The organism is Streptomyces sp. NBC_01092 (assembly GCF_045039535.1).
GTDB lineage: Bacteria > Actinomycetota > Actinomycetes > Streptomycetales > Streptomycetaceae > Streptomyces.
Map to the genome: position 1 here is coordinate 2,289,642 of NZ_CP108659.1, position 19,652 is coordinate 2,309,293.

The following is a 19,652-nucleotide window of genomic DNA, read 5'->3' on the forward strand; positions in this document are numbered from 1 at the left end:
ACTGTAGGGCGGCCTACAGCGGTGTGACGTACGCCCCGGAGATTCCGCCGTCGACCAGGAAGTCGGTGGCGTTCACGAAGGACGAGTCGTCGCTGGCCAGGAACGCGACCGCGGCGGCGATCTCCTCGGCCTCGGCGAAGCGGCCGACCGGGATGTGCACGAGCCGGCGCGCGGCGCGCTCGGGGTCCTTGGCGAACAGCTCCTGCAGGAGCGGGGTGTTGACCGGTCCCGGGCACAGGGCGTTGACCCGGATGCCGTCGCGGGCGAACTGCACGCCCAGCTCGCGGGACATGGCGAGGACGCCGCCCTTGGAGGCCGTGTACGAGATCTGGGACGTGGCGGCGCCCATCCTCGCCACGAAGGACGCCGTGTTGATGATGGAGCCCCTGCCCTGCTCACGCATGTAGGGGATGGCGGCCTTGCAGCACAGGTAGACGGAGGTGAGGTTGACCTCCTGGACGCGCTTCCAGGCCTCCAGGCCGGTCTCCAGGATGGAGTCGTCGTCGGGCGGCGAGATGCCGGCGTTGTTGAAGGCGATGTCGACGCTGCCGTAGGTGTCGAACGCCGTCTTGAACAGCGCCTCGACCTGCTCGGGGTCGGTGACGTCGACCTTGACGAAGATCCCGCCGACCTCCTCGGCGGCCGCCTTGCCGCGCTGCTCGTCGACGTCGCCGCAGACGACGCGGGCGCCCTCGGAGGCGAGCCGGCGGGCGGTGGCGAGACCGATGCCGCTGCCGGCGCCGGTGATGACGGCGGTACGGCCGACGAGACGCCGGCACACGATTGCTTCGGTCACTGTGCGGAACCCTCCGTGCTGATGAAGACGTTCTTGGTTTCGGTGAAGGCGGTCAGGGCGTCAGGACCCAGCTCACGGCCGATGCCGGACTGCTTGAAGCCGCCGAACGGGGTCCAGTAGCGGACGCTGGAGTGGGAGTTGACGGACAGGTTGCCGGCCCGGACCGCCTGGGAGACGCGCAGGGCGCGGCCGACGTCACGGGTCCAGATGGAGCCGGAGAGGCCGTAGTCGGTGGCGTTGGCCAGACGGATGGCGTCGGCCTCGTCCTCGAAGGGGAGGACCACGGCGACGGGGCCGAAGACCTCCTCGACGGCCACGCGCGCGTTCGGGTCGACGCCGGTGAGGACGGTGGGCGGGAACCAGAAGCCGGGACCCTCGGGAGCCTTGCCGCGGATGGCCTCGGCGCCGGGGGCGACGTACGAACGCACCCGCTCCAGCTGGGACTTGGAGATCAGCGGGCCCATGTCGGTCTTCTCGTCGGCCGGGTCGCCGACCGTGACCGCCTCGATCGCCGGGCTCAGCAGCTCCAGGAAGCGGTCGTAGGCGGAGCGCTGGACGAGGATGCGGGTGCGGGCGCAGCAGTCCTGGCCGGAGTTGTCCAGGAAGGCCATGGGAGCCGCTGCGGCGGCGGCCTCGATATCGGCGTCGGCGAAGACGATGTTGGGGCTCTTGCCGCCGAGTTCGAGGGTGACGCGCTTGAGGAGCGCCGAACCCTTGGCCAGGACCTGCTTGCCCACGGCCGTCGACCCGGTGAAGACGATCTTCGCGACGCCCGGGTGCTCGACGAGGGCGTTGCCCGCGACGGGGCCGCGGCCCGGCAGCACCTGGAACAGCCCCTCGGGGAGTCCCGCCTCCAGGGCCAGCTCCGCCAGCCGCAGAGCCGTCAGCGGGGTCGTCTCGGCGGGCTTGAGGATGACCGCGTTGCCCGCCGCGAGCGCCGGGGCCGTGCCCCAGGCCGCGATCGGCATCGGGAAGTTCCAGGGGGCGATGACGCCGACGACGCCGAGCGGTTCGAGGATCGTGACGTTCAGGCCGCCCGCGACCGGGATCTGGTGGCCGGTCAGCCGCTCCACTCCCCCGGCCGCGTACTCGAGCAGATCGCGGACATTGCCCGCCTCCCAGCGGGCGTTGCCGACGGTGTGCCCGGCCTCCTTGACCTCCAACTGGGCGAGTTCTTCGAGGTGTTCGTCGACGGCGACGGCGAACCGGCGCAGCAGGCGGGCGCGTTCGCCGGGCGCGAGGGCGGACCACACGGACTGCGCCTTGGTGGCGCGTACGACCGCCGCGTCCACGTCGGCCGCGGTGGCGGCCGGGACGGTGGCGACGACCTCTTCGGTGGCCGGATCGAGTACTTGGAGCTGGTCGGACAAAGCAGGCCTCACATGCGTTCGAAGGAGCGGCGCAGCTCCCAGTCGGTCACCGCGGCGTCGAAGGCGTCCAGCTCGACGCGCGCCATGTTGCGGTAGTGGGCGACGACCTCGTCGCCGAAGACGGCCTTGGCGATCGGGCTGTTCTCCCAGAGCTCGGCGGCCTCACGCAGGGTCGTGGGGACATGCGCGAAGTCGGCGGTGTAGGCGTTGCCGGGGCAGGGCTCGGGCAGCTCCAGCTTCTGCTCGATGCCGTACAGGCCGGCGGCCACCAGCCCCGCCACCGCGAGGTGCGGGTTGACGTCGCCGCCGGGGAGCCGGTTCTCGAAGCGCATCGAGCGGCCGTGGCCGACGACGCGCAGGGAACAGGTGCGGTTGTCGTATCCCCAGGCGACGGCGGTCGGCGCGAAGGAGCCCGGCTGGAACCGCTTGTAGGAGTTGATGTTGGGGGCGTAGAGGAGGGAGAAGTCACGCAGGGCGGCGAGCTGGCCTGCGAGGAAGTGGCGCATGACGTCCGACATGCCGCCTTCGCCGTCCCCGGCCATGGCGTTGTTGCCGGCGGCGTCCGCGAGGGAGAGGTGGATGTGGCAGGAGTTGCCCTCGCGCTCGTTGTACTTGGCCATGAAGGTGATCGAGACGCCCTCCTGGGCGGCGATCTCCTTGGTGCCGGTCTTGTAGATCGCATGCTGGTCACAGGTGACCAGGGCGTCGTCGTACTTGAAGGCGATCTCGTGCTGGCCGGGGTTGCACTCGCCCTTGGCGGACTCGACGGTGAGGCCGGCGTCCGCCATCTCGTTGCGGATACGGCGCAGCAGTGGCTCGATCCGCCCGGTCCCCAGCACCGAGTAGTCGATGTTGTACTGGTTGGCCGGGGTCAGCCCCCGGTAGTTCGCGTCCCAGGCCTGCTCGTAGGTGTCCTTGAAGACGATGAACTCCAGCTCGGTGCCGACGTTCGCGGTGTACCCGTGCTCGGCGAGGCGCTCCAGCTGGCGGCGCAGGATCTGGCGCGGGGCGGCCACCACCGGGGACCCGTCGTTCCAGGCCAGGTCGGCGATCAGCATGGCCGTGCCGGCGTTCCAGGGGACGCGGCGGAGTGTGGCCAGGTCGGGGTGCATGGCGAAGTCGCCGTAGCCGCGGTCCCAGGAGGACATCGCGTACCCGTCGACGGTGTTCATCTCGGTGTCGACGGCGAGGAGGTAGTTGCAGCCCTCGGTGCCGTGGTGCAGGACCTCGTCGAGGAAGAAGCGGGCGGCGAACCGCTTGCCCTGGAGCCGCCCTTGCATATCGGGGAACGCCAGGACGACAGTGTCGATCTCACCGCCGGCGACGAGGGCGTGCAGCTCCTCGACGCTCAGCGGGGGTGTGCGGTCTGCCACGGGAGAGCCTCCATTCGGCTACTTCGGTCAGCCGGGAGCCATAAGGTATTGCGCAGGACCATTGATTGGGAAGGGGGTCCGGCCACATGTCGCAGGCGGAAACGGAGCACGGGGCGCCCGGAGCCGACGACCGGCTGACGTCGGTGCTGCGGCCGGTGCGGGCCGGCAACGGCTTCGAGGAGGCCCTGGAGCAGATCCTCCAGGTCGTCCGGCTCGGCCTGGTGCCGGGCGGCGAACGGCTGCCCGCGGAACGGGAGTTGGCCGACCGGCTGGGGATCAGCAGGGTGACGCTGCGCGAGGTGCTGAAGGTGCTCCAGGACCAGGGCCTGGTCGAGTCGCGGCGCGGCCGCTACGGCGGAACGTTCGTGCTCCCTCGCTCCGTCACCCCCGGCGAGGAGGAGCTGCGCCGCCGCCTCAAGGACGTCGACGTCGAGGACGCGCTGCGCTTCCGCGAGGTGCTGGAGGTGGGCGCGGCCGGGCTGTGCGCGGCGCACGGGCTGGAGGAGGAGCAGGCGAACCGGCTCCGCGAGGCGCTGGCCCGCACGCACGACGCCCCGCTCGCCGAGTACCGCCGGCTGGACACCCTGCTGCACCTGACGCTCGCCGAGCTGTCCGGCTCCCCCACGCTCACGGCCCAGTACGCGGCCGTACGGGCGACGGTCAACGACCTGCTCGACTGCATCCCGCTGCTGGTGCGCAACCTCGAGCACTCCCAGCGCCAGCACACGGCCCTCGTGGAGGCGGTGATCGAGGGCAACGCGGAGTGCGCGCGGGAGATCATGCGCGAGCACTGCGGGGGGACGGCGGCGCTGCTGCGCGGCTTCCTCGGCTGAGCGTCGCCCCGTCCCCGGCGCGGGTGGATTTACCGGCGATTAACGCAAGGGTATTGCGTTCGAGCAGCCGACCCGGCAAAGGTATGCATCCATTCCATTGAACCGGAGCCCGGTCGACCCCACCGTGCCCGGAAATGCCCGGTGTCCACCGCACGTGGGGAGTTGGCCATGTCCGTCCCATCCACAAGCACACCCGCCGCCGCTGAAGGCGACGACTATCTGGAGCGCAGAACCCTGCGCCGCGGCAGCGCCGGCTGGGTGCTGCTGACCGGACTCGGCGTCGCGTACGTCGTCTCCGGCGACTACTCCGGCTGGAACTTCGGCCTGGCCGAGGGCGGCTTCGGCGGCCTGGCGATCGCCATGGTCCTCATGGGCACCATGTACGCCTGCATGGTCTTCGCCCTGGCCGAGCTGTCCTCGATCCTGCCGACGGCGGGCGGCGGCTACGGCTTCGCCCGCAGAGCGCTCGGCCCCTGGGGCGGCTTCCTCACCGGCACGGCGATCCTCATCGAGTACGTCCTCGCGCCCGCTGCCATCGTCATCTTCATCGGCGACTACGTCGAGTCGCTGGGCCTGTTCGGCCTGGAGTCGGGCTGGCCGGTGTACCTGGTGTGCTTCGCGATCTTCCTCGGCATCCACCTGTGGGGCGTGGGCGAGGCGCTGCGCTTCAGCTTCGTGGTCACCGGCATCGCGGTGGTCGCCCTGATCGTGTTCGCGCTGGCGGCGCTGCCGGACTTCTCGGTCGGCTCGCTGGACGACATCCCGGTCGACTCCTCCGCCGCCGGGTCGAACTCCTGGCTGCCCTTCGGCCTGCTCGGCATCTGGGCGGCGTTCCCCTTCGGCATGTGGTTCTTCCTGGGCGTCGAAGGGGTGCCGCTGGCCGCCGAGGAGACCAAGGAGCCGGCCCGTACGCTGCCGAAGGCCATCCGCTGGTCCATGGCCATCCTCGTCGTGCTGGCCGTGGTGACCTTCTTCGCGGCGGCCGGCGCACGCGGCTCGGCGGCGATCCAGGAGGCGGGCAACCCGCTGGTGGAGGCGCTCCAGCCGGGCGGCGAGGCGACGACGCTGAGCCGGATCGTGAACTACGCGGGCCTGGCGGGCCTGGTGGCGTCGTTCTTCTCACTCATCTACGCAGGCTCGCGCCAGCTGTTCGCCCTGTCCCGCGCGGGCTACCTGCCCCGCTTCCTGTCCCTCACCAGCCGCCGCAAGGCGCCGTACCTGGGCCTGCTGGTGCCCGGCACGGTCGGCTTCCTGCTGGCGGCGTGGTCGGGCGACGGTGCGCGGATGCTGAACATCGCGGTCTTCGGCGCGACCATCTCCTACGCGCTGATGTCCCTGTCGCACATCGTGCTGCGCCGCCGGGAGCCGGAGCTGGTACGCCCCTATCGCACGCCGGGCGGGGTGCTGACGTCGTCGGTCGCGCTGGTGCTGGCGTGCGCGGCGCTGGTGGCGACGTTCCTGGTGGATGTGACGGCGGCGGTGATCGCGCTGGTGGTGTACGTGGTCGCGATCGCGTACTTCGGCCTCTACAGCCGTAAGCATCTGGTGGCGAAGGCGCCGGAGGAGGAGTTCGCGGCGCTGGCGGCGGCCGAGGCAGAGTTGGCAAGGGACTGAACGCTTCCCTGTGAAGGAGCATGAGCATCGTGGTCAGGCCGTTGATCGGTGTCAGTACGTATCTGGAATCGGGTGCGCGCTTCGGGGTGTGGGAGCTGGACGCGGCGTTGCTGCCGGTCGGCTATCCACGGCTGGTCCAGCGGGCCGGCGGCCTCGCCGCAATGCTGCCGCCGGACGACCCGGAGCAGGCCGCGGCCGCGGTGGCCCGCCTTGACGGGCTGGTCATCGCGGGCGGCCAGGACGTCGAGCCGGTCCGCTACGGAGCGGAGCGCGAGGCGCGTACCGGGCCGCCGGCGCGGGAGCGGGACGCCTGGGAGCTGGCCCTGATCGACGCGGCGCTGGCCGCGGGCGTGCCGCTGCTGGGTATCTGCCGTGGCCTGCAACTCCTGAACGTCGCCCTCGGCGGGACGCTCGTCCAGCACATCGACGGGCATGCGGACGCGGTGGGTGTGTTCGGCAGCCATGACGTCAAGCCGGTGCCGGGGAGCCTGTACGCCGGTCTCGTCCCGGAGGCGATGTCCGTGCCGACGTACCACCACCAGTCCGTGGACCGCCTGGGCGAGGGCCTGGTCGTGTCGGCGTACGCGGCGGACGGGACGGTGGAGGCGGTCGAACTGCCGTCCGCGGCAGGGTGGGTGCTGGGGGTGCAGTGGCATCCGGAGATGGGTGACGATGTGCGGGTGATGGGGGGGTTGGTGGGGGCGGCGGGGGGCTGACACGGGCAGTTTCCCGCCCCCGCCGCCCCTACCCGTCCCGTCCCCGGGGGCTGCCGCCCCCGGACCCCCGCTTCGGCCCTGAAGGGGCCTTGTCCTCAAACGCCGGACGGGCTGATTTCAGCCTCTCCGGCGTTTGAGGAGCGGGGTCTGGGGCGGAGCCCAGAAGGATGGGACGGGTAGGGGCGGCGGGGGCGAGAAAGGCTACCCGCGGGTCAGGGACAACAAATCCCGCGCCGGGCCCACCGGCCGGTGTCCCGTCGGCCACACCGCCCGCAGGTCCCGCGCCAGCGACACCCCCGCCACCGGCACACTCACCAACCGCCGCATCGACAGCTCCTCCCCCACCGCCAACTCACTCAGCACCGCCGGCCCCGCCCCACTCACCGCGGCCGCCTTGACCGCAGTCGTCGAGGACAGCTCGATCAGCGGACGGGCCAGACCCCCCAGCGCCGCGTCCAGCACCTGCCGCGTCCCCGACCCCTTCTCCCGCAGGATCAACGGCGTGGCCGCCAGCTCCGACGCCTCCAGCGCCCGCCGCCGACGCGACCACAGATGCCCCGGCGCGGTCACCACGATCAGGTGGTCGTGGCCGATGACGACGGAGTCCAGCCCCGTCGGCACCGTGAGCCCCTCCACGAACCCGAGGTCCGCCTCGTCCGCCAGCAACCGCTCGGCGACGGCCGCGGAGTTCCCGGCGAGCAGTGACACCGCCGTGTCGGGCCGCTGGGCCCGCAGGGCGAGCAGCCAGCCCGGCAGCAGATACTCCGCGATCGTCATGCTGGCCGCCACCCGCAACCGCGAGTCCCGCCGGTCCCGCAACGCCTGCGCCCCCACGTCGAACGCCTCCGCCGCCTCCACGATCCGCCGCGCCCAGTCCGTCACCAGCGCCCCGGCGTCCGTCAGCCGGGAACCCCGCGGTGACCGGTCCACCAGCGCCACCCCCAGCTGGCGTTCCATCGACCGGATCCGGCTGCTCGCCGCGGGCTGGGTGATCCCCAGCTCACGCGCCGCCCCGCCGAGACTGCCGAGCCGCGCCACCGCCAGCAACAGCTCCAGCGCGCCGAGCTCCGGGACGCGATGCGCCAGGGATCCCGCGCGAAACTGCCCCTCCGCCGCCTGAGTCATAAACCCAGTTTATGTCGCCATAGAGCCGAACTCCCTGGTGGGAGTGGACCCGCGCGAACACCCTGGACTTCATGGTCACCGTCGCCCGTCACCTCGGGCCCCTCCCTCGCCTCGGCACCGTCCGTCACCTCGGACCGAACTGGTACGCCGCGATCATGGGCACCGCCGCCGTCGCCACCGCCGGAGCCCGACTGCCGCTTCACCTGCCCGGCCTGCGCACCCTCTGCACGGCCGTCTGGGCCCTCTCCCTCGTCCTGCTGCTGGTCCTGCTCGGCGCCCGCGTCCGGCACTGGACCCACCACGGCGACCAGGCCCGCGCCCACCTGCTCGACCCGGCCATGGCGCCCTTCTACGGCTGCCTGTCCATGGCCCTGCTCGCGGTCGGCGGCGGTGCGGTCACGGTCGGCCGGGACTGGATCGGGGTCGGGGCTGCGGTGGCCCTCGACGCCGTGCTGTTCGTCGCCGGTACCGCGATAGGACTGGCGGCCGCGGTCGCCGTCCCGTACCTCATGGCCGTACGCCATCGCGTCGAACCGTCGCAGGCCACGCCGGTATGGCTGTTGCCGCTCGTCGCGCCGATGGTGTCCGCCGCGCTCGGGCCGCTGCTCGTGCCGCATCTGCCGCCCGGGCAGGCCCAGGAGACGCTGCTGCTGGCGTGCGTCGCGATGTTCGGGCTCAGCCTGCTCGGCACGCTGCTGATGCTGCCGCTCGTCTTCGCCCGGCTCATCACCGGCGGGCCCCTGCCCCTCGCCCTCACCCCGACCCTTTTCCTGGTGCTGGGCCCGCTCGGGCAGTCCACCACCGCCGTCGGCGCGTTCGCGGACGTCGCCCCGGGTGTGGTCCCGGCGCCGTACGGCGAGGGCTTCGGGATGCTCGCCGTCCTGTACGGCGTGCCGGTCATGGGTTTCGCGCTGCTGTGGTTCGGGCTGGCCACCGCCCATGTCGTACGCGCCCGGCGGCACGGCATGAGGTTCTCGATGACCTGGTGGGCGTTCACCTTCCCGGTCGGCACCTGTGTCACCGGCGCGGAGGCGCTGGCCCGGCACACCGGGCTCGTCGTCTACGACGGGCTGGCCGTCGGGCTGTACGCCGTGCTCGTCGGCGCCTGGGCCGTGGCGGCCGTCAGCACCACGCGCGGGCTGCTCAGCGGTGCGCTGCTCGCAGCGCCTCGGACAATATCCGTGGTGCCTCGGCCAGTGACGGGCCGTACCACGTCAGGTGCCGTCCACTGACGAGTGCGCAGGGCAGATCGGGGAATGCCTCCGGGCCGTCGTCGGCCGTGAAGCGGTAGGGCTCGTCGGGGAGGACCACGACGTCGGGGGCCGCCGCCCGCAGGTCGTCCAGCGGAATGCGCGGGTAGCGGTCCTCGTGCGTGGCGTACAGGTGGTCCACGCCGAGGCGGGCCAGGACGTCGCCCGCGAAGGTGTCGCGGCCGAGGACCATCCAGGGGCGCCGCCAGATCGGCACCACGGCCGTCGTACGGCGTTCGGGGAGCGGAGGCGACGACCATGCCGCCTCCGCCTCGTCCAGCCACTGCGGGCGTGCGCCCACCCCGCAGGCGTCCAGCACGCGGGCCAGTTCCCGGAAGGCCTGCGCCACGTCCCGCACCTCGGTCACCAGGACCTCGACGCCGGCCGCGCACAGGGCGGCGAGGTCGGGGGCGCGGTTCTCCTCCTCGTTGGCGATCACCAGGTCGGGGGCGAGGGCGACGATCCGGTCCACGTCGGGGTTCTTGGTGCCGCCCACGCGGGTGACGTCGAGGCCGGCGGGGTGGCTGCACCAGTCCGTGGCGCCGACGAGGCGACCGGGGGCCGAGACGGCCACGGCCTCCGTCAGGGACGGGACCAGAGAGACTGCGCGCATCAGCGCCCCGGCCGGTCCCGGACCGCCTCGATGTGCTCCGCCACGGCGACGACGACCACGCGCGTGTCCGGCACGGTCGCCCGCCAGCGGTGGCGCACCCCGCCGGTCAGGTACAGGGTGTCGCCGCGGCCCAGGCGATAGGCGCGGCCCTCCGCCTCGATCTCCACGGCGCCGTCGGCGACGTACATCAACTGGTCGTTGCGGTACTGGAATTCACGGCCCGCGTCATGGTCGCCGGTGAACTCCGAGGCGTGCATCTGGTGGTGACCGCGCACCAGGGACCGCGTCCGGGGCTGCGGCGCGAGTTCCGTGGTGTCGGCGCGCACCACGTCGACGCTGCATGCGGGGTCGGCGGCGGCGAGGAGTTCGACGGCGGTCGTCCGCAGTGCGTCGGCGACCTTCTCCAGGGAGCTTCTGCTGGGCCGCGCCCGGTCGTTCTCGACCTGGCTCAGGAAGGGCACCGACAGGCCGCTGCGCTCGGCCACGACGGCGAGCGTGAGGTCCAGCGCACGGCGTCGCCGCCGCACGGCCGCGCCCACCCGAAGGGGCTGTTCTTTGTGGTCGCCCATCGCTCCGGCTCCCTCCTTCGCTCGTAGGTCCACTGTCCTCGCGCCCGGTTTCCGGCGCACACCTTCTGTTGAGTTCTCTGCACCCTACGCATGTTCGGCAAACCGTTTCATGCGCCCGTCACATCGACGACACATCGACGGGAGTACGACCCACTGGTTCGCGCCAGCGGATCGGCTCCCGCGACCTGCCGAGCGCCCCCGTGGCGCCGCTGACTGCCGTTCAGCACGCGAGCGCCGCTGTTTGGTTCAATGCTCCGCCGCTCCCCCGTGTTCCCGCGCCCGCGCCGACGGGCGGGCCTGGTCAGCGCGGAGGTGAAAGGGGGCGCGCGAGGCCGGGAAGTCGGAGTCGTCCGTGGGGAGTTCGCCCGGCCCGGCTCGGGTGGTGGGATAGCGCTACGTGGTTGGCCGGATCCTTTTCGTAGGCATGCCGGACGACTATGCGGACATGCCGCGAGGGGTGGGTCAGCCGTACGGAGGGGAAAAACGTACGGCGTGACCCACCCCTCGGGAGGCGGTCCGGGACTGTCAGGTCACCCGGCCGCCTGGCTCTTGTGCTGCGCCCCGGCGACCGGGGCCCACTTGTCCAGCAGGCCCGGGTTCCGCTTCAGCCAGCTGCGCACGGCGTCCTGCTCCTTGCCCTTGCCGGCCTTGGTGATCTGCGACTCCAGGCCGGTGAGCTGCTTCTCGGTCATGGAGAAGTTCTTCAGCCACTCGCCGACCTCGGGGTTGTCGTCGGCGAAGCCCTTGCGGGAAAGCGTGTGCACGCCGTCGCCCTTGCCCCAGGCACCCTTGGGGTCCTTGAGCTTCGTCAGGTCGTAGTCGCTGTACGCCCAGTGCGGCGACCAGAGCGTGACGACGACCGGCTCCTTCTTGGCGTACGCGCGCTTGAGCTCGGCGAGCATCGCGGGCGTCGAGCCGTCCACGACCTCGTAGCTGCCCTCCAGGCCGTACTCCTTGAGGACCTTGTCCTTGAGCATGCCCATCATTCCGGCGCTCGGCTCGATGCCGATGATCCTGCCGTTGAACTTGGAGGCGTTGCTCTTCAGGTCCTCCAGGGACTTCACGCCCTTGACGTACGAGGGGACGCTGAGCTCCAGGGAGGTGGGGCCGTACCAGGAGCCGAGGTCGTCGAGCTGCTTCCCGTACTTCTTCCAGTACTCGGCGTGAGTGGTGGGCAGCCAGGAGTCCGTCTCGAAGTCGACCTGGCCGGTGGCGAGGCCCGTGTAGAGGGGGCCCGCGGTGTACTGGGTGGTCGTGACCTTGAAGCCGCGCTGCTCCAGCAGTTCCTTCCAGAGGTACGTGGAGGCGATGCCCTCGTCCCACGGGATGTAGCCGATCTTGACCTCCTTGCCCTTGCCGACGTTCGTGGCGGAGGCCTCGGTGTCGGCGGAGGTCGGGCCGAAGACGCCCATGCCGCCCGCGACGAGGGCCAGGGCGGCGACGCCGGCGACAGCGACGACCGGGCGCGGCCGGTGGTTCCAGACCTTGACGCGGCCGGCGGCGCGGACCTTGGCGGCGGCGCGACGGCCCAGCGGGGAGATCTGCTCGCCGAGCGCGCCGGTGATGCGGTCCAGGTAGATCGCGAGGACGACGATGCCGACGCCCGCCTCGAAGCCGAAGCCGATGTCGAGCTGGCCGATGGCCTCGTTGACGGCGCCGCCGAGGCCGCCGGTGCCGACCATGCCGGCGATGACGACCATGGACAGGCTCAGCATGATCACCTGGTTGATGCCCGCCATGATCGTCGGCAGGGCCAGCGGCAGCTGGACGCGCAGCAGGGTGTCGCGCGGCGAGGTGCCGAAGGCCTCGGCGGCCTCGACCAGCTCGGCGTCGACCTGGCGGATACCGAGCTCGGTCATGCGGACGCCCGGGGCGAGCGCGAAGATCAGGGTGGCGATCACGCCGGCGGCGGTGCCCAGGCCGAAGAAGAGGATGGCCGGGATCAGCAGCACCATCGACGGCATCGTCTGGAGCAGGTCCAGGATGGGCCGAACGGTCGCGCTGACCGTCTTGGAGCGGGCCGCCCAGATGCCCAGCGGGACCGAGAGCACCAGGGCGATGGCGGTGGCGACCAGGACGAGGGCCAGCGTGGACATGGCCCGGTCCCACAGTTCGAGCGAGTCGATCAGTGCGAACCCGCCGAAGGCGAGGACGCCCGCTACGACGCCGCGCAGCCACCAGGCGAGCACGGCGAAGATGCCCGCGAGGAGCAGGGGCTCGGGGGCGGTCAGGAGGGCGTTGACGCCGTCGTACATGCCTTCGACGACTGCCTTGATCGCGTCGAAGAGCCAGCCCATGTGGGCGACCAGCCAGTCCACGCCGGAGTCGACCCAGTCACCGAGATGCAGCCTAGGCACGGGCGGTCACCTTCCCCTCCGGGGTGTCGCAGGGCGAGGGATCGGCGCTCTCGTCCCCGAGGAACCCGACCAGCCGCTGCCGCGGAACGACGCCGATGACCCGGTTCTCCTCGTCCACGACGCTGACGCGGTGGGACAGGCGGGCGCTGATCGCGCACAGTTCCACGAACGGCGTTTCGCTGGTCGCGGTCTCGCAGGCGCACAGCGGGGCGTCGGCGGTGACGGAGGTGTCCATGAGGGCGCCCGCGGTCAGCACGCGGGAGCGGTCGACGTCCTGGATGAAGGAGGCGACGTAGTCGTTGGCCGGGCGCAAGAGGATGTCCTCGGCGGTGCCGGTCTGGACGATGCGGCCGTCGCGCATGACGGCGATGCGGTCGCCGAGGCGCATGGCCTCGTTCAGGTCGTGGGTGATGAAGACGATCGTCTTCTTCAGGCTCTTCTGGAGCTGGAGCAGCTGGTCCTGCATGTCACGGCGGATCAGCGGGTCGAGCGCGCTGAAGGACTCGTCCATCAGGAGCAGGTCGGCGTCGGTGGCCAGCGCGCGGGCGAGACCCACGCGCTGCTGCATGCCGCCGGACAGCTCGTCGGGCCAGGACTTCTCCCAGCCGGCCAGTCCGCACAGGGCCAGCGCCTCGCCGGCGCGCTTCTCGCGCTCGGCGCGGGGCACGCCCTGCACGGCCAGACCGTAGGCGGCGTTCTCCAGGACGCTGCGGTGCGGGAACAGCGCGAAGTGCTGGAAGACCATGCTGATCTTCCTGGCGCGGACCTCGCGCAGCTCGCGGTCGCTGATCGCGGTCAGGTCCTGGCCGTCGAAGCGGACGTGACCCGCGGTCGGCTCCAGAAGCCCGTTGAGCATGCGCAGCAGGGTGGACTTACCGGACCCGGACAGACCCATGACGACGAAGATCTGGCCCGGTTCGACGGTGAAGGAGGCGTCGATCACGGCGGCGGTGGTCCCGTCGGCGCGCAGCTCCTCCCGGTCGGCTCCCTGGCGGAGCCGCTCGACGGCTTCGCCCGGTCGTCTTCCGAACACCTTGTAGAGCTGGTCGGCCTCAAGCCTGGATGACACGGGTACCTCTTGTCTCGACGGCAAATGAAGGGAGCGACTGGCGCAACAGTTGCGCAATGAGAGTCGCTCCGGCTGCGCGCCTGCCCGGCTTCCCCGCCCACAAACGCACAAGTGGTCCAGGCCACAGGACCGCCACACATCGCGACCGCACGCTCACACCGGGGCCGTTGTCGGTGCCGTACGGCATGATGCGTGGCGTGACCGGACGACTGATGCTCCTCGACACCGCCTCGCTGTACTTCCGCGCCTACTTCGGCGTCCCGGACTCCGTGAAGGCCCCGGACGGCACCCCGGTGAACGCCGTGCGCGGGCTCCTCGACTTCATCGACCGCCTGGTCAAGGACCACCGCCCCGACGCGCTGGTGGCCTGCATGGACGCCGACTGGCGGCCCCAGTGGCGGGTCGAGCTGATCCCCTCCTACAAGGCACACCGGGTCGCCGAGGAGCGCGCGGCGGGGCCGGACGAGGAGGAGATGCCCGACACGCTGTCGCCGCAGGTGCCGGTCATCGAGGCCGTCCTCGACGCACTCGGCATCGCGCGCGTGGGCGTCGAGGGGTACGAGGCGGACGACGTGATCGGCACGTTCACCGCGCGGGCGAAGGGCCCGGTCGACATCGTCACCGGCGACCGCGACCTGTATCAGCTGGTGGACGACGAGCGCGGGGTGCGGGTGCTGTACCCGCTCAAGGGCGTCGGCACCCTCCAGCTCACCGACGAGGCGTGGCTGCGCGAGAAGTACGGCGTCGACGGCGGTGGGTACGTGGATCTGGCACTGCTGCGCGGCGACCCGAGCGACGGCCTGCCGGGCGTGCCCGGGATCGGCGAGAAGACGGCGGCGAAGCTGCTCACCGAGTTCGGCGACCTGGCCGGGATCATGGCCGCGGTCGACGATCCGAAGGCGAAGCTCACGCCCTCGCAGCGCAAGCGACTGGACGAGGCACGGCCGTATGTCGCCGTCGCGCCGAAGGTCGTGCGGGTCGCGCAGGACGTCCCGCTGCCCGACGTGGACACGGCACTGCCGCACACGCCCCGGGATCCGGCAGGGCTGGACGAACTGGCGGGGCGCTGGGGGCTGGGCGGGTCACTCCAGCGGCTGCTCGTGACGCTGGGGGCGTGAAGGTACCGGGAGCGTGAAGGGCGTCCCGATCGTGCGCATGGGGCTCGTGACACGGGGAATTCGTTCCGTGCGTGCGCGACATGCACCACTTCATGAACGTTCATAGCGGCATTCGCCAGGCGGAGGTGCTAACTTAGGTAAACCTAAGCTTGGAACGAGGGAGGCCAGTGATGGCACTACGCCCTGCCCGCAAGCCGCGGAAGCCCCACTCCGCGCAGGTCATCCGTACCGAACGGCTGACCCCGCACATGCAGCGTGTGGTGCTGGGCGGTGAGGGGCTCGCCGAGTTCGCGGCGGACACCTGCACGGACCATTACGTGAAGATGCTGTTCTCCCCCACGGGTGTGAGCTATCCCGAGCCCTTCGACCTGGAGCGCATCCGCGAGGAGCTGCCGCGCGAGCAGTGGCCGGTGACGCGGACGTACACCGTGCGGGCGTGGGATCCCGAACACCGCGAACTGACACTGGACTTCGTGCTGCACGGCGACGAGGGTCTGGCCGGCCCGTGGGCGATGCGAACCGAGCCCGGCGAGATCGTACGTTTCATGGGCCCCGGCGGCGCCTACGCCCCCGACCCGGACGCCGACTGGCATCTGCTCGTCGGCGACGAGAGCGCCCTGCCCGCGATCGCCCGCTCCCTGGAGTCACTGCCGGACGGCGCCACGGCGTACGCCTTTGTGGAGATCGCCGGCCCCGAAGAGGAGCAGAAGATCGACTCCGACGTGGAGGTGATCTGGCTGCACCGCGGCTCCCGTCCCGTCGGCGAGGCGCTGGTCGAGGCCGTGCGGGCGCTGGAGTTCCCCGAGGGCCGGGTGCACGCGTTCGTGCACGGCGAGGCCCACTTCGTGAAGGAACTGCGCCAACTGCTGCGCGTCGAACGGAGCGTCGCCCGGGAGGACCTGTCCATCTCCGGCTACTGGCGGCTCGGCCACAACGAGGACGGCTGGCAGGCGTCCAAGCGGGACTGGAACGCGCGGATCGAGGCGGAGCAGGAGGGGGCGGCGCCGGCGGCGTAGCCCAAGGACGGCGGTAGGGCGGCACCTTGCGGGGTGCCGCCCTTTACTCATGGTCCGATACTCATGGGTCGGATACTCGTGGGTCGGATACTCATGGGTCCGATACTCATGGGTCCGACTGACCTCACACCGACCGCTGATACGACCGGAACGTCCGTATGGACAGCCACACAGCGGCGACCGCCAGCGCGAGCAGCCCACCGCCCCGGCTGAGCACGTCACCCCAGTCGGGGTGGTCGGACATCGCCGAACGGCCCGCGGCCATCGCCCAGTTGAGCGGGTTGAAGTCGGCGACGTGCCGCATCCAGCCCGGCATCTGCGACGGTGCCATGAAGGCGGAGGACAGGAAGGTCAGCGGCAGCAGCAGGAAGGTGTTGATGCCGATGATCGACTCGCGCTCCTGCACCAGCATGCCCAGCGCGTTGGACAGCGCCCCGAAGATCGTCCCGAGCAGGACCGAGGCGATGACCAGGACCGCGATGCCGCCGATGCCGCCCGGGTAGTCGGCGCCGCCCAGCAGGCCGAGCAGCACGATGACGACCGACTGGAGGGCGGTGACCAGGCCGTTGTTGACGACGTTGCCGTTCATCAGCGCGGCCCGGCTGACCGGGGTGGTCAGGAACCGGTTGAGTGTGCCCCGCTGGATCTCGTCGAGCGTGGTCATCCCCGCCCACATGTTGGAGCTGAGGGCGCTCATCACGACGACGCCCGGCACCAGGTAGTCGAGGTAGGAGGTGGTGCCGAAGCCACCGAGCTCGACGACCTTCTTGAAGAGGCTGCCGAAGAGGAAGAGCCAGATCACCGGTTGGATCAGCGTGATGATCGCGTACGCCGGCTGCCGTACGAAGACCATGAGTTGACGCTGCGTCATGTACCAGGTCTGGGTGATCGCGGTGCTCATCGCGCACCTCCGTCCGCGGCGAGGACGAGGTCCCCACCACTGTCGACGTCGGCCTCGACCTCGGCTTCCGCCTCGGAGTACCGGCGACCGGCGTAGCGGAGGTAGACGTCGTCGAGGGACGGGCGGGCGACGGTCGCGGTGGCTACGCCGACCCCGGCGCGTTCGAGCGCGGTGAGGAGCGCGGGCATCGCGGCGGCGCCTTCGTCGGCACGGACGCTGACGCGACGCCCGTCGATCAGCACGTCGTGCACACCCGGCAGCGCGCCGAGGGCGTCCCGCAGGATCGTACGGCCTGCTTCCCCGACCGCGTGGCGCAGTTCCACATGGACGGCGTCGCCGCGGAGTTCGCCCTTGAGGGCGTCCGGGGTGCCCGTGACGACGATCCGGCCGCGGTCGACGATCGCGATGCGCTCGGCGAGCCGGTCGGCCTCCTCCAGATAGTGCGTGGTGAGCAGGACGGTCATGCCGTCCTCGCCGGCCAGGCGCCCGATCTCGTCCCACATCGCGGCGCGGGTCTCGGGGTCGAGGCCGGTTGTGGGCTCGTCCAGGAAGAGCACCTCGGGCCGGTGCACCAGGCCGAGGGCGACGTCGAGGCGGCGGCGCATGCCGCCGGAGTAGCCCTTGACCGGGCGGTCGGCGGCGTCGGTGAGCCGGAAGCGGTCGAGCAGTTCGGCGACGCGGCGGCCGAGGGCGGCGCGGCTCAAGCCGTAGAGCCGGCCCTGGAGTCGGAGGTTCTCACGGCCGGTGGCGACCGGGTCGGCACCGGAGTTCTGGGCGACGACTCCGATCGCGCGGCGTACCCGGTCCGGGTGGCGCAGCACGTCGTGGCCGGCGACGGTGGCCGAGCCCGAGTCGGGGCGGGCCAGGGTGGTGAGGATCTTGACGGTGGTGGACTTTCCGGCGCCGTTGGGGCCGAGGAGGCCGAAGACGGTGCCGGGTTCGACGGTGATGTCCATGCCGTTGAGGGCGGTGACCTCGCCGTAGGTCTTGATCAGTTGGCGCGCCTCGACTGCGGGCGCACGGGTGTCAGGGCTGGTACTGCTCATGACGACTGCTCTCCTGGTGAGCGGATACGTGATCGTTCCGCGTGAGGAGCGCCGGGCTATCCTGGGTGTGCCGCACCTCGATCGCCCGGTTCTGCCCCACGGCGGATTCGTTTTCGGGGTTCGCGACCCCGGCGGAGCTGCTGCAACAGCCCTGCCGGGGTCCTTCTCATGATGTGAACTCGGCCGGCAACTCCCCCGTTTCATGGAAGTGCCGCCACGCCTCGACGCCGGGCAGGGAGCCCTCCTTGATCTCCTCGAGGAGACCTCCGACCCACTCCGCCTGCGCCTCGACCATGTGCAGTTGGTATTCGACCTCGACGAGGAAGAGCCTCGGCAGCGTTTCGCAGAGCTTCTCCAGGGCGCCCCGGCCGCTGGCCACCTGCACCTCCAGCGAGCTCAGCCGCATCTCCAGCAGCCGCACCACCTCGCCGGGAGGCAGCGCCGCCATCAGCGAGAGCGCCGTCTCGAAGATCGGGTACTCCTTCGCCGGGACGGCGAGCAGGTCGGACAGCCACTCGGCCATCTCCTCGCGCCCGGCCTCGGTGAGGCCGTAGATCGTGCGCTCGGGGCGGTTGCCCTGGCGCTCCACACCGGTCACCTCGACGAAGCCGTGCTTCTCGAGGTTCTGCACGACGGTGTACAGCGACCCGTAGTTGATCTTCGTACTGGCGTCCTTGCCCTGCTGGCGCAGGGTCTGGGCGATCTCGTACGGATGCATGGGCTTCTGCCAGAGGGTCGTCATCACGGCGAGCGCCAAGGGGTTGGTGAGCTTGCGTCGTTTCCTCGCCATGGTGAGCACCTCGCTTCCGAATATCCGTGGCCGAACATATCGCGAGTTCGACGAGCACGTCAATAGACACGACATATCGCGTATCGGCGGTGTTGCCGAGGGCACCGCGGCACCCCTCCATGAGAACCTGGAGTCGCGTCGGGCATGAGCACGTCACGCGTTGGAAGCAACCGCTCCTTAACTCCTGCCCCCGACAGGAACTCTCGCGCCGCTGCGCGAAAGCAGGTTGCCGCCATGACTGGGCCCGGCCCGCGGTGCTGGTCGGGCAGCTGCTGGTGACGGCATACTTCGCGGAGCCGGCCGCGCGCTACCCCATCTCAGGCGCGATCTACCAGTGGTCGTCGCGGCTTTCGAACGTCCCCTTCGGCTCCGAGCGATTCCTCGGTATCACCGTCCACACCGAAGGCGCCGTCCAGTCCAACCTGTTGGGCACGCTGCTGGTCGGCTCGTTCACGGCGGTGCCGCGGGCCTGCTCGGCGCGCTGCTCGCCGCACCCACTCTCACGGCCGGCCGGCGGTCGACGACTTGAGCTACGTCCTGACGAGCAGCCTGGGCAACGGCGGGGGCCGAGCGCTGCCGGCCGACGTGGTGGTGGCGATCGCGGTCGCGACCCTCGCCATCCAGAATGCGGCCTGCTACTCTCGATGACCCGCGACGGCCAACTCCCGCTCTCCCGCCGCCTCGCAAGGGTCAACCCGCGCACCAGCATGCCCAGCGCGCCCGCCGTGGTGGTCGGCGTCCTCGCGGCCGGCCTGCTACTGCTGGCGTATGCGATGGTCACGGGCCCTCTGCTGGTGGCCCGCCTGCGCGGCCGTCTCACCACCGACGGCACCGACGAGACGGGTAACCGCCTGTTCTCCCTGGGCCGCTGGAGGGAGCCGGTCAATGCCCTGGCTCTCCTCTACGGCCTCGTCATGACGGTCAACCTCGCCCGGCCGCGGGGGGGGTACGACCCGGCGGGCGGGCACTGGTGCTTCCTGGTTCACCGTGCTGTTCTTGCTGGGCACTGTGGGGGCGGGGTTCGTACCGGCTGCGGAGGGCACGGCGGGGGTAGGAACCGGCTCTCCTGTCCGACCCATGTTGATCCGCGCACCCA

Annotated in this window: 17 protein-coding genes and 1 pseudogene; 7 read left to right on the forward strand and 11 right to left on the reverse strand. The window is 70.9% G+C overall.

Translation table 11 applies throughout. The features are described from left to right. Positions 1–13: 13 nt before the first annotated feature. Genes OG254_RS10050 through OG254_RS10060 form a run of 3 tightly spaced genes read right to left on the reverse strand, consistent with a single transcriptional unit; the run spans position 14 to position 3,539 of the window. A complete protein-coding gene (locus tag OG254_RS10050; RefSeq protein WP_147997065.1) occupies positions 14–796 on the reverse strand; it encodes a 3-oxoacyl-ACP reductase in 783 nt (260 codons plus the stop codon). Continuing rightward, positions 793–2,166, reverse strand: a complete 1,374-nt coding sequence (locus OG254_RS10055) for an aldehyde dehydrogenase family protein (RefSeq protein WP_405579661.1) — start codon at positions 2,164–2,166, stop codon at positions 793–795. Before OG254_RS10055 ends, OG254_RS10050 begins: the two co-directional genes overlap by 4 nt. 8 nt (positions 2,167–2,174) lie before the next feature. Then, positions 2,175–3,539, reverse strand: coding sequence for a glutamine synthetase family protein (locus OG254_RS10060; RefSeq protein ID WP_405579664.1), 1,365 nt, complete (start codon positions 3,537–3,539; stop codon positions 2,175–2,177). An 86-nt stretch (positions 3,540–3,625) separates the two neighbouring features. Here OG254_RS10060 and OG254_RS10065 point away from each other — a divergent pair, with 86 nt between their 5' ends. The 3 genes from OG254_RS10065 to OG254_RS10075 all read left to right on the forward strand — a co-directional run bounded on the left by OG254_RS10065 (position 3,626) and on the right by OG254_RS10075 (position 6,702). Further along, the gene (locus tag OG254_RS10065) at positions 3,626–4,372 is read left to right on the forward strand and encodes a FadR/GntR family transcriptional regulator (RefSeq protein WP_405579666.1); all 747 of its coding nucleotides are present in this window, start codon (positions 3,626–3,628) and stop codon (positions 4,370–4,372) included. 168 nt (positions 4,373–4,540) lie between these two features. Continuing rightward, positions 4,541–5,986, forward strand: coding sequence for an ethanolamine permease (gene eat, locus OG254_RS10070; protein ID WP_405579669.1), 1,446 nt, complete (start codon positions 4,541–4,543; stop codon positions 5,984–5,986). A 26-nt stretch (positions 5,987–6,012) separates the two neighbouring features. Further along, positions 6,013–6,702 (forward strand): gamma-glutamyl-gamma-aminobutyrate hydrolase family protein, encoded by a 690-nt coding sequence (locus tag OG254_RS10075; RefSeq protein ID WP_405594918.1) that lies wholly within the window; start codon positions 6,013–6,015, stop codon positions 6,700–6,702. 201 nt (positions 6,703–6,903) lie between these two features. Here OG254_RS10075 and OG254_RS10080 read toward each other — a convergent pair whose 3' ends face one another. After that, complete coding sequence (locus OG254_RS10080; protein WP_351198313.1) at positions 6,904–7,827, reverse strand: LysR family transcriptional regulator; 924 nt, start codon at positions 7,825–7,827, stop codon at positions 6,904–6,906. Positions 7,828–7,898: 71 nt separating this feature from the next. Between OG254_RS10080 and OG254_RS10085 the strand changes: the two genes are divergently transcribed. Next, positions 7,899–9,059 (forward strand): TDT family transporter, encoded by a 1,161-nt coding sequence (locus tag OG254_RS10085; RefSeq protein WP_405579673.1) that lies wholly within the window; start codon positions 7,899–7,901, stop codon positions 9,057–9,059. Here the strand turns inward: OG254_RS10085 and OG254_RS10090 are convergent. The 4 genes from OG254_RS10090 to OG254_RS10105 form a co-directional block, all read right to left on the reverse strand. Then, positions 8,971–9,690 carry a helical backbone metal receptor gene (locus OG254_RS10090; protein WP_405579676.1) on the reverse strand — a complete coding sequence of 240 codons (720 nt, stop codon included), beginning with the start codon at positions 9,688–9,690 and terminating at the stop codon, positions 8,971–8,973. The genes OG254_RS10085 and OG254_RS10090 overlap by 89 nt on opposite strands. Beyond that, the gene (locus tag OG254_RS10095) at positions 9,690–10,259 is read right to left on the reverse strand and encodes a helix-turn-helix domain-containing protein (RefSeq protein ID WP_147997057.1); all 570 of its coding nucleotides are present in this window, start codon (positions 10,257–10,259) and stop codon (positions 9,690–9,692) included. Before OG254_RS10095 ends, OG254_RS10090 begins: the two co-directional genes overlap by 1 nt. 530 nt (positions 10,260–10,789) lie before the next feature. Further along, a complete protein-coding gene (locus OG254_RS10100) occupies positions 10,790–12,616 on the reverse strand; it encodes an ABC transporter permease/substrate binding protein (protein ID WP_405579679.1) in 1,827 nt (608 codons plus the stop codon). Next, the gene (locus tag OG254_RS10105; RefSeq protein ID WP_405579682.1) at positions 12,609–13,685 is read right to left on the reverse strand and encodes a glycine betaine/L-proline ABC transporter ATP-binding protein; all 1,077 of its coding nucleotides are present in this window, start codon (positions 13,683–13,685) and stop codon (positions 12,609–12,611) included. The genes OG254_RS10100 and OG254_RS10105 overlap by 8 nt, the downstream gene beginning before the upstream one ends. Before the next feature lie 188 nt (positions 13,686–13,873). On the opposite strand from OG254_RS10105, the gene OG254_RS10110 reads away from it, so the two are divergent. Further along, complete coding sequence (locus tag OG254_RS10110) at positions 13,874–14,803, forward strand: 5'-3' exonuclease H3TH domain-containing protein (protein ID WP_405594920.1); 930 nt, start codon at positions 13,874–13,876, stop codon at positions 14,801–14,803. 170 nt (positions 14,804–14,973) lie between these two features. After that, on the forward strand, positions 14,974–15,819 hold the full coding sequence (locus OG254_RS10115; protein WP_405579685.1) for a siderophore-interacting protein: 846 nt from the start codon (positions 14,974–14,976) through the stop codon (positions 15,817–15,819). Between the two features lie 124 nt (positions 15,820–15,943). On the opposite strand, the gene OG254_RS10120 is transcribed toward OG254_RS10115, so the two are convergent. The 3 genes from OG254_RS10120 to OG254_RS10130 form a co-directional block, all read right to left on the reverse strand. Then, a complete protein-coding gene (locus OG254_RS10120; RefSeq protein ID WP_405579687.1) occupies positions 15,944–16,720 on the reverse strand; it encodes an ABC transporter permease in 777 nt (258 codons plus the stop codon). Then, positions 16,717–17,766 carry an ATP-binding cassette domain-containing protein gene (locus tag OG254_RS10125; RefSeq protein WP_405579690.1) on the reverse strand — a complete coding sequence of 350 codons (1,050 nt, stop codon included), beginning with the start codon at positions 17,764–17,766 and terminating at the stop codon, positions 16,717–16,719. The genes OG254_RS10120 and OG254_RS10125 overlap by 4 nt, the downstream gene beginning before the upstream one ends. Positions 17,767–17,932: 166 nt before the next feature. Continuing rightward, positions 17,933–18,556, reverse strand: a complete 624-nt coding sequence (locus OG254_RS10130) for a PadR family transcriptional regulator (protein ID WP_405579692.1) — start codon at positions 18,554–18,556, stop codon at positions 17,933–17,935. Between the two features lie 20 nt (positions 18,557–18,576). On the opposite strand from OG254_RS10130, the pseudogene OG254_RS10135 reads away from it, so the two are divergent. After that, a pseudogene (locus OG254_RS10135) lies at positions 18,577–19,610 on the forward strand (hypothetical protein). Positions 19,611–19,652 lie beyond the last annotated feature (42 nt).

What these genes read in the sequence shown, in the direction of transcription:
- eat (WP_405579669.1), top strand. Translation starts at nt 4,541, where the DNA reads ATGTCCGTCCCATCCACAAGCACACCCGCCGCCGCTGAAGGCGACGAC.
- OG254_RS10095 (WP_147997057.1), bottom strand. Translation starts at nt 10,259, where the DNA reads ATGGGCGACCACAAAGAACAGCCCCTTCGGGTGGGCGCGGCCGTGCGG.
- OG254_RS10115 (WP_405579685.1), top strand. Translation starts at nt 14,974, where the DNA reads ATGGCACTACGCCCTGCCCGCAAGCCGCGGAAGCCCCACTCCGCGCAG.
- OG254_RS10085 (WP_405579673.1), top strand. Translation starts at nt 7,899, where the DNA reads ATGGTCACCGTCGCCCGTCACCTCGGGCCCCTCCCTCGCCTCGGCACC.
- OG254_RS10130 (WP_405579692.1), bottom strand. Translation starts at nt 18,556, where the DNA reads ATGGCGAGGAAACGACGCAAGCTCACCAACCCCTTGGCGCTCGCCGTG.
- OG254_RS10125 (WP_405579690.1), bottom strand. Translation starts at nt 17,766, where the DNA reads ATGAGCAGTACCAGCCCTGACACCCGTGCGCCCGCAGTCGAGGCGCGC.
- OG254_RS10080 (WP_351198313.1), bottom strand. Translation starts at nt 7,827, where the DNA reads ATGACTCAGGCGGCGGAGGGGCAGTTTCGCGCGGGATCCCTGGCGCAT.
- OG254_RS10090 (WP_405579676.1), bottom strand. Translation starts at nt 9,690, where the DNA reads ATGCGCGCAGTCTCTCTGGTCCCGTCCCTGACGGAGGCCGTGGCCGTC.
- OG254_RS10110 (WP_405594920.1), top strand. Translation starts at nt 13,874, where the DNA reads ATGCGTGGCGTGACCGGACGACTGATGCTCCTCGACACCGCCTCGCTG.
- OG254_RS10065 (WP_405579666.1), top strand. Translation starts at nt 3,626, where the DNA reads ATGTCGCAGGCGGAAACGGAGCACGGGGCGCCCGGAGCCGACGACCGG.
- OG254_RS10120 (WP_405579687.1), bottom strand. Translation starts at nt 16,720, where the DNA reads ATGAGCACCGCGATCACCCAGACCTGGTACATGACGCAGCGTCAACTC.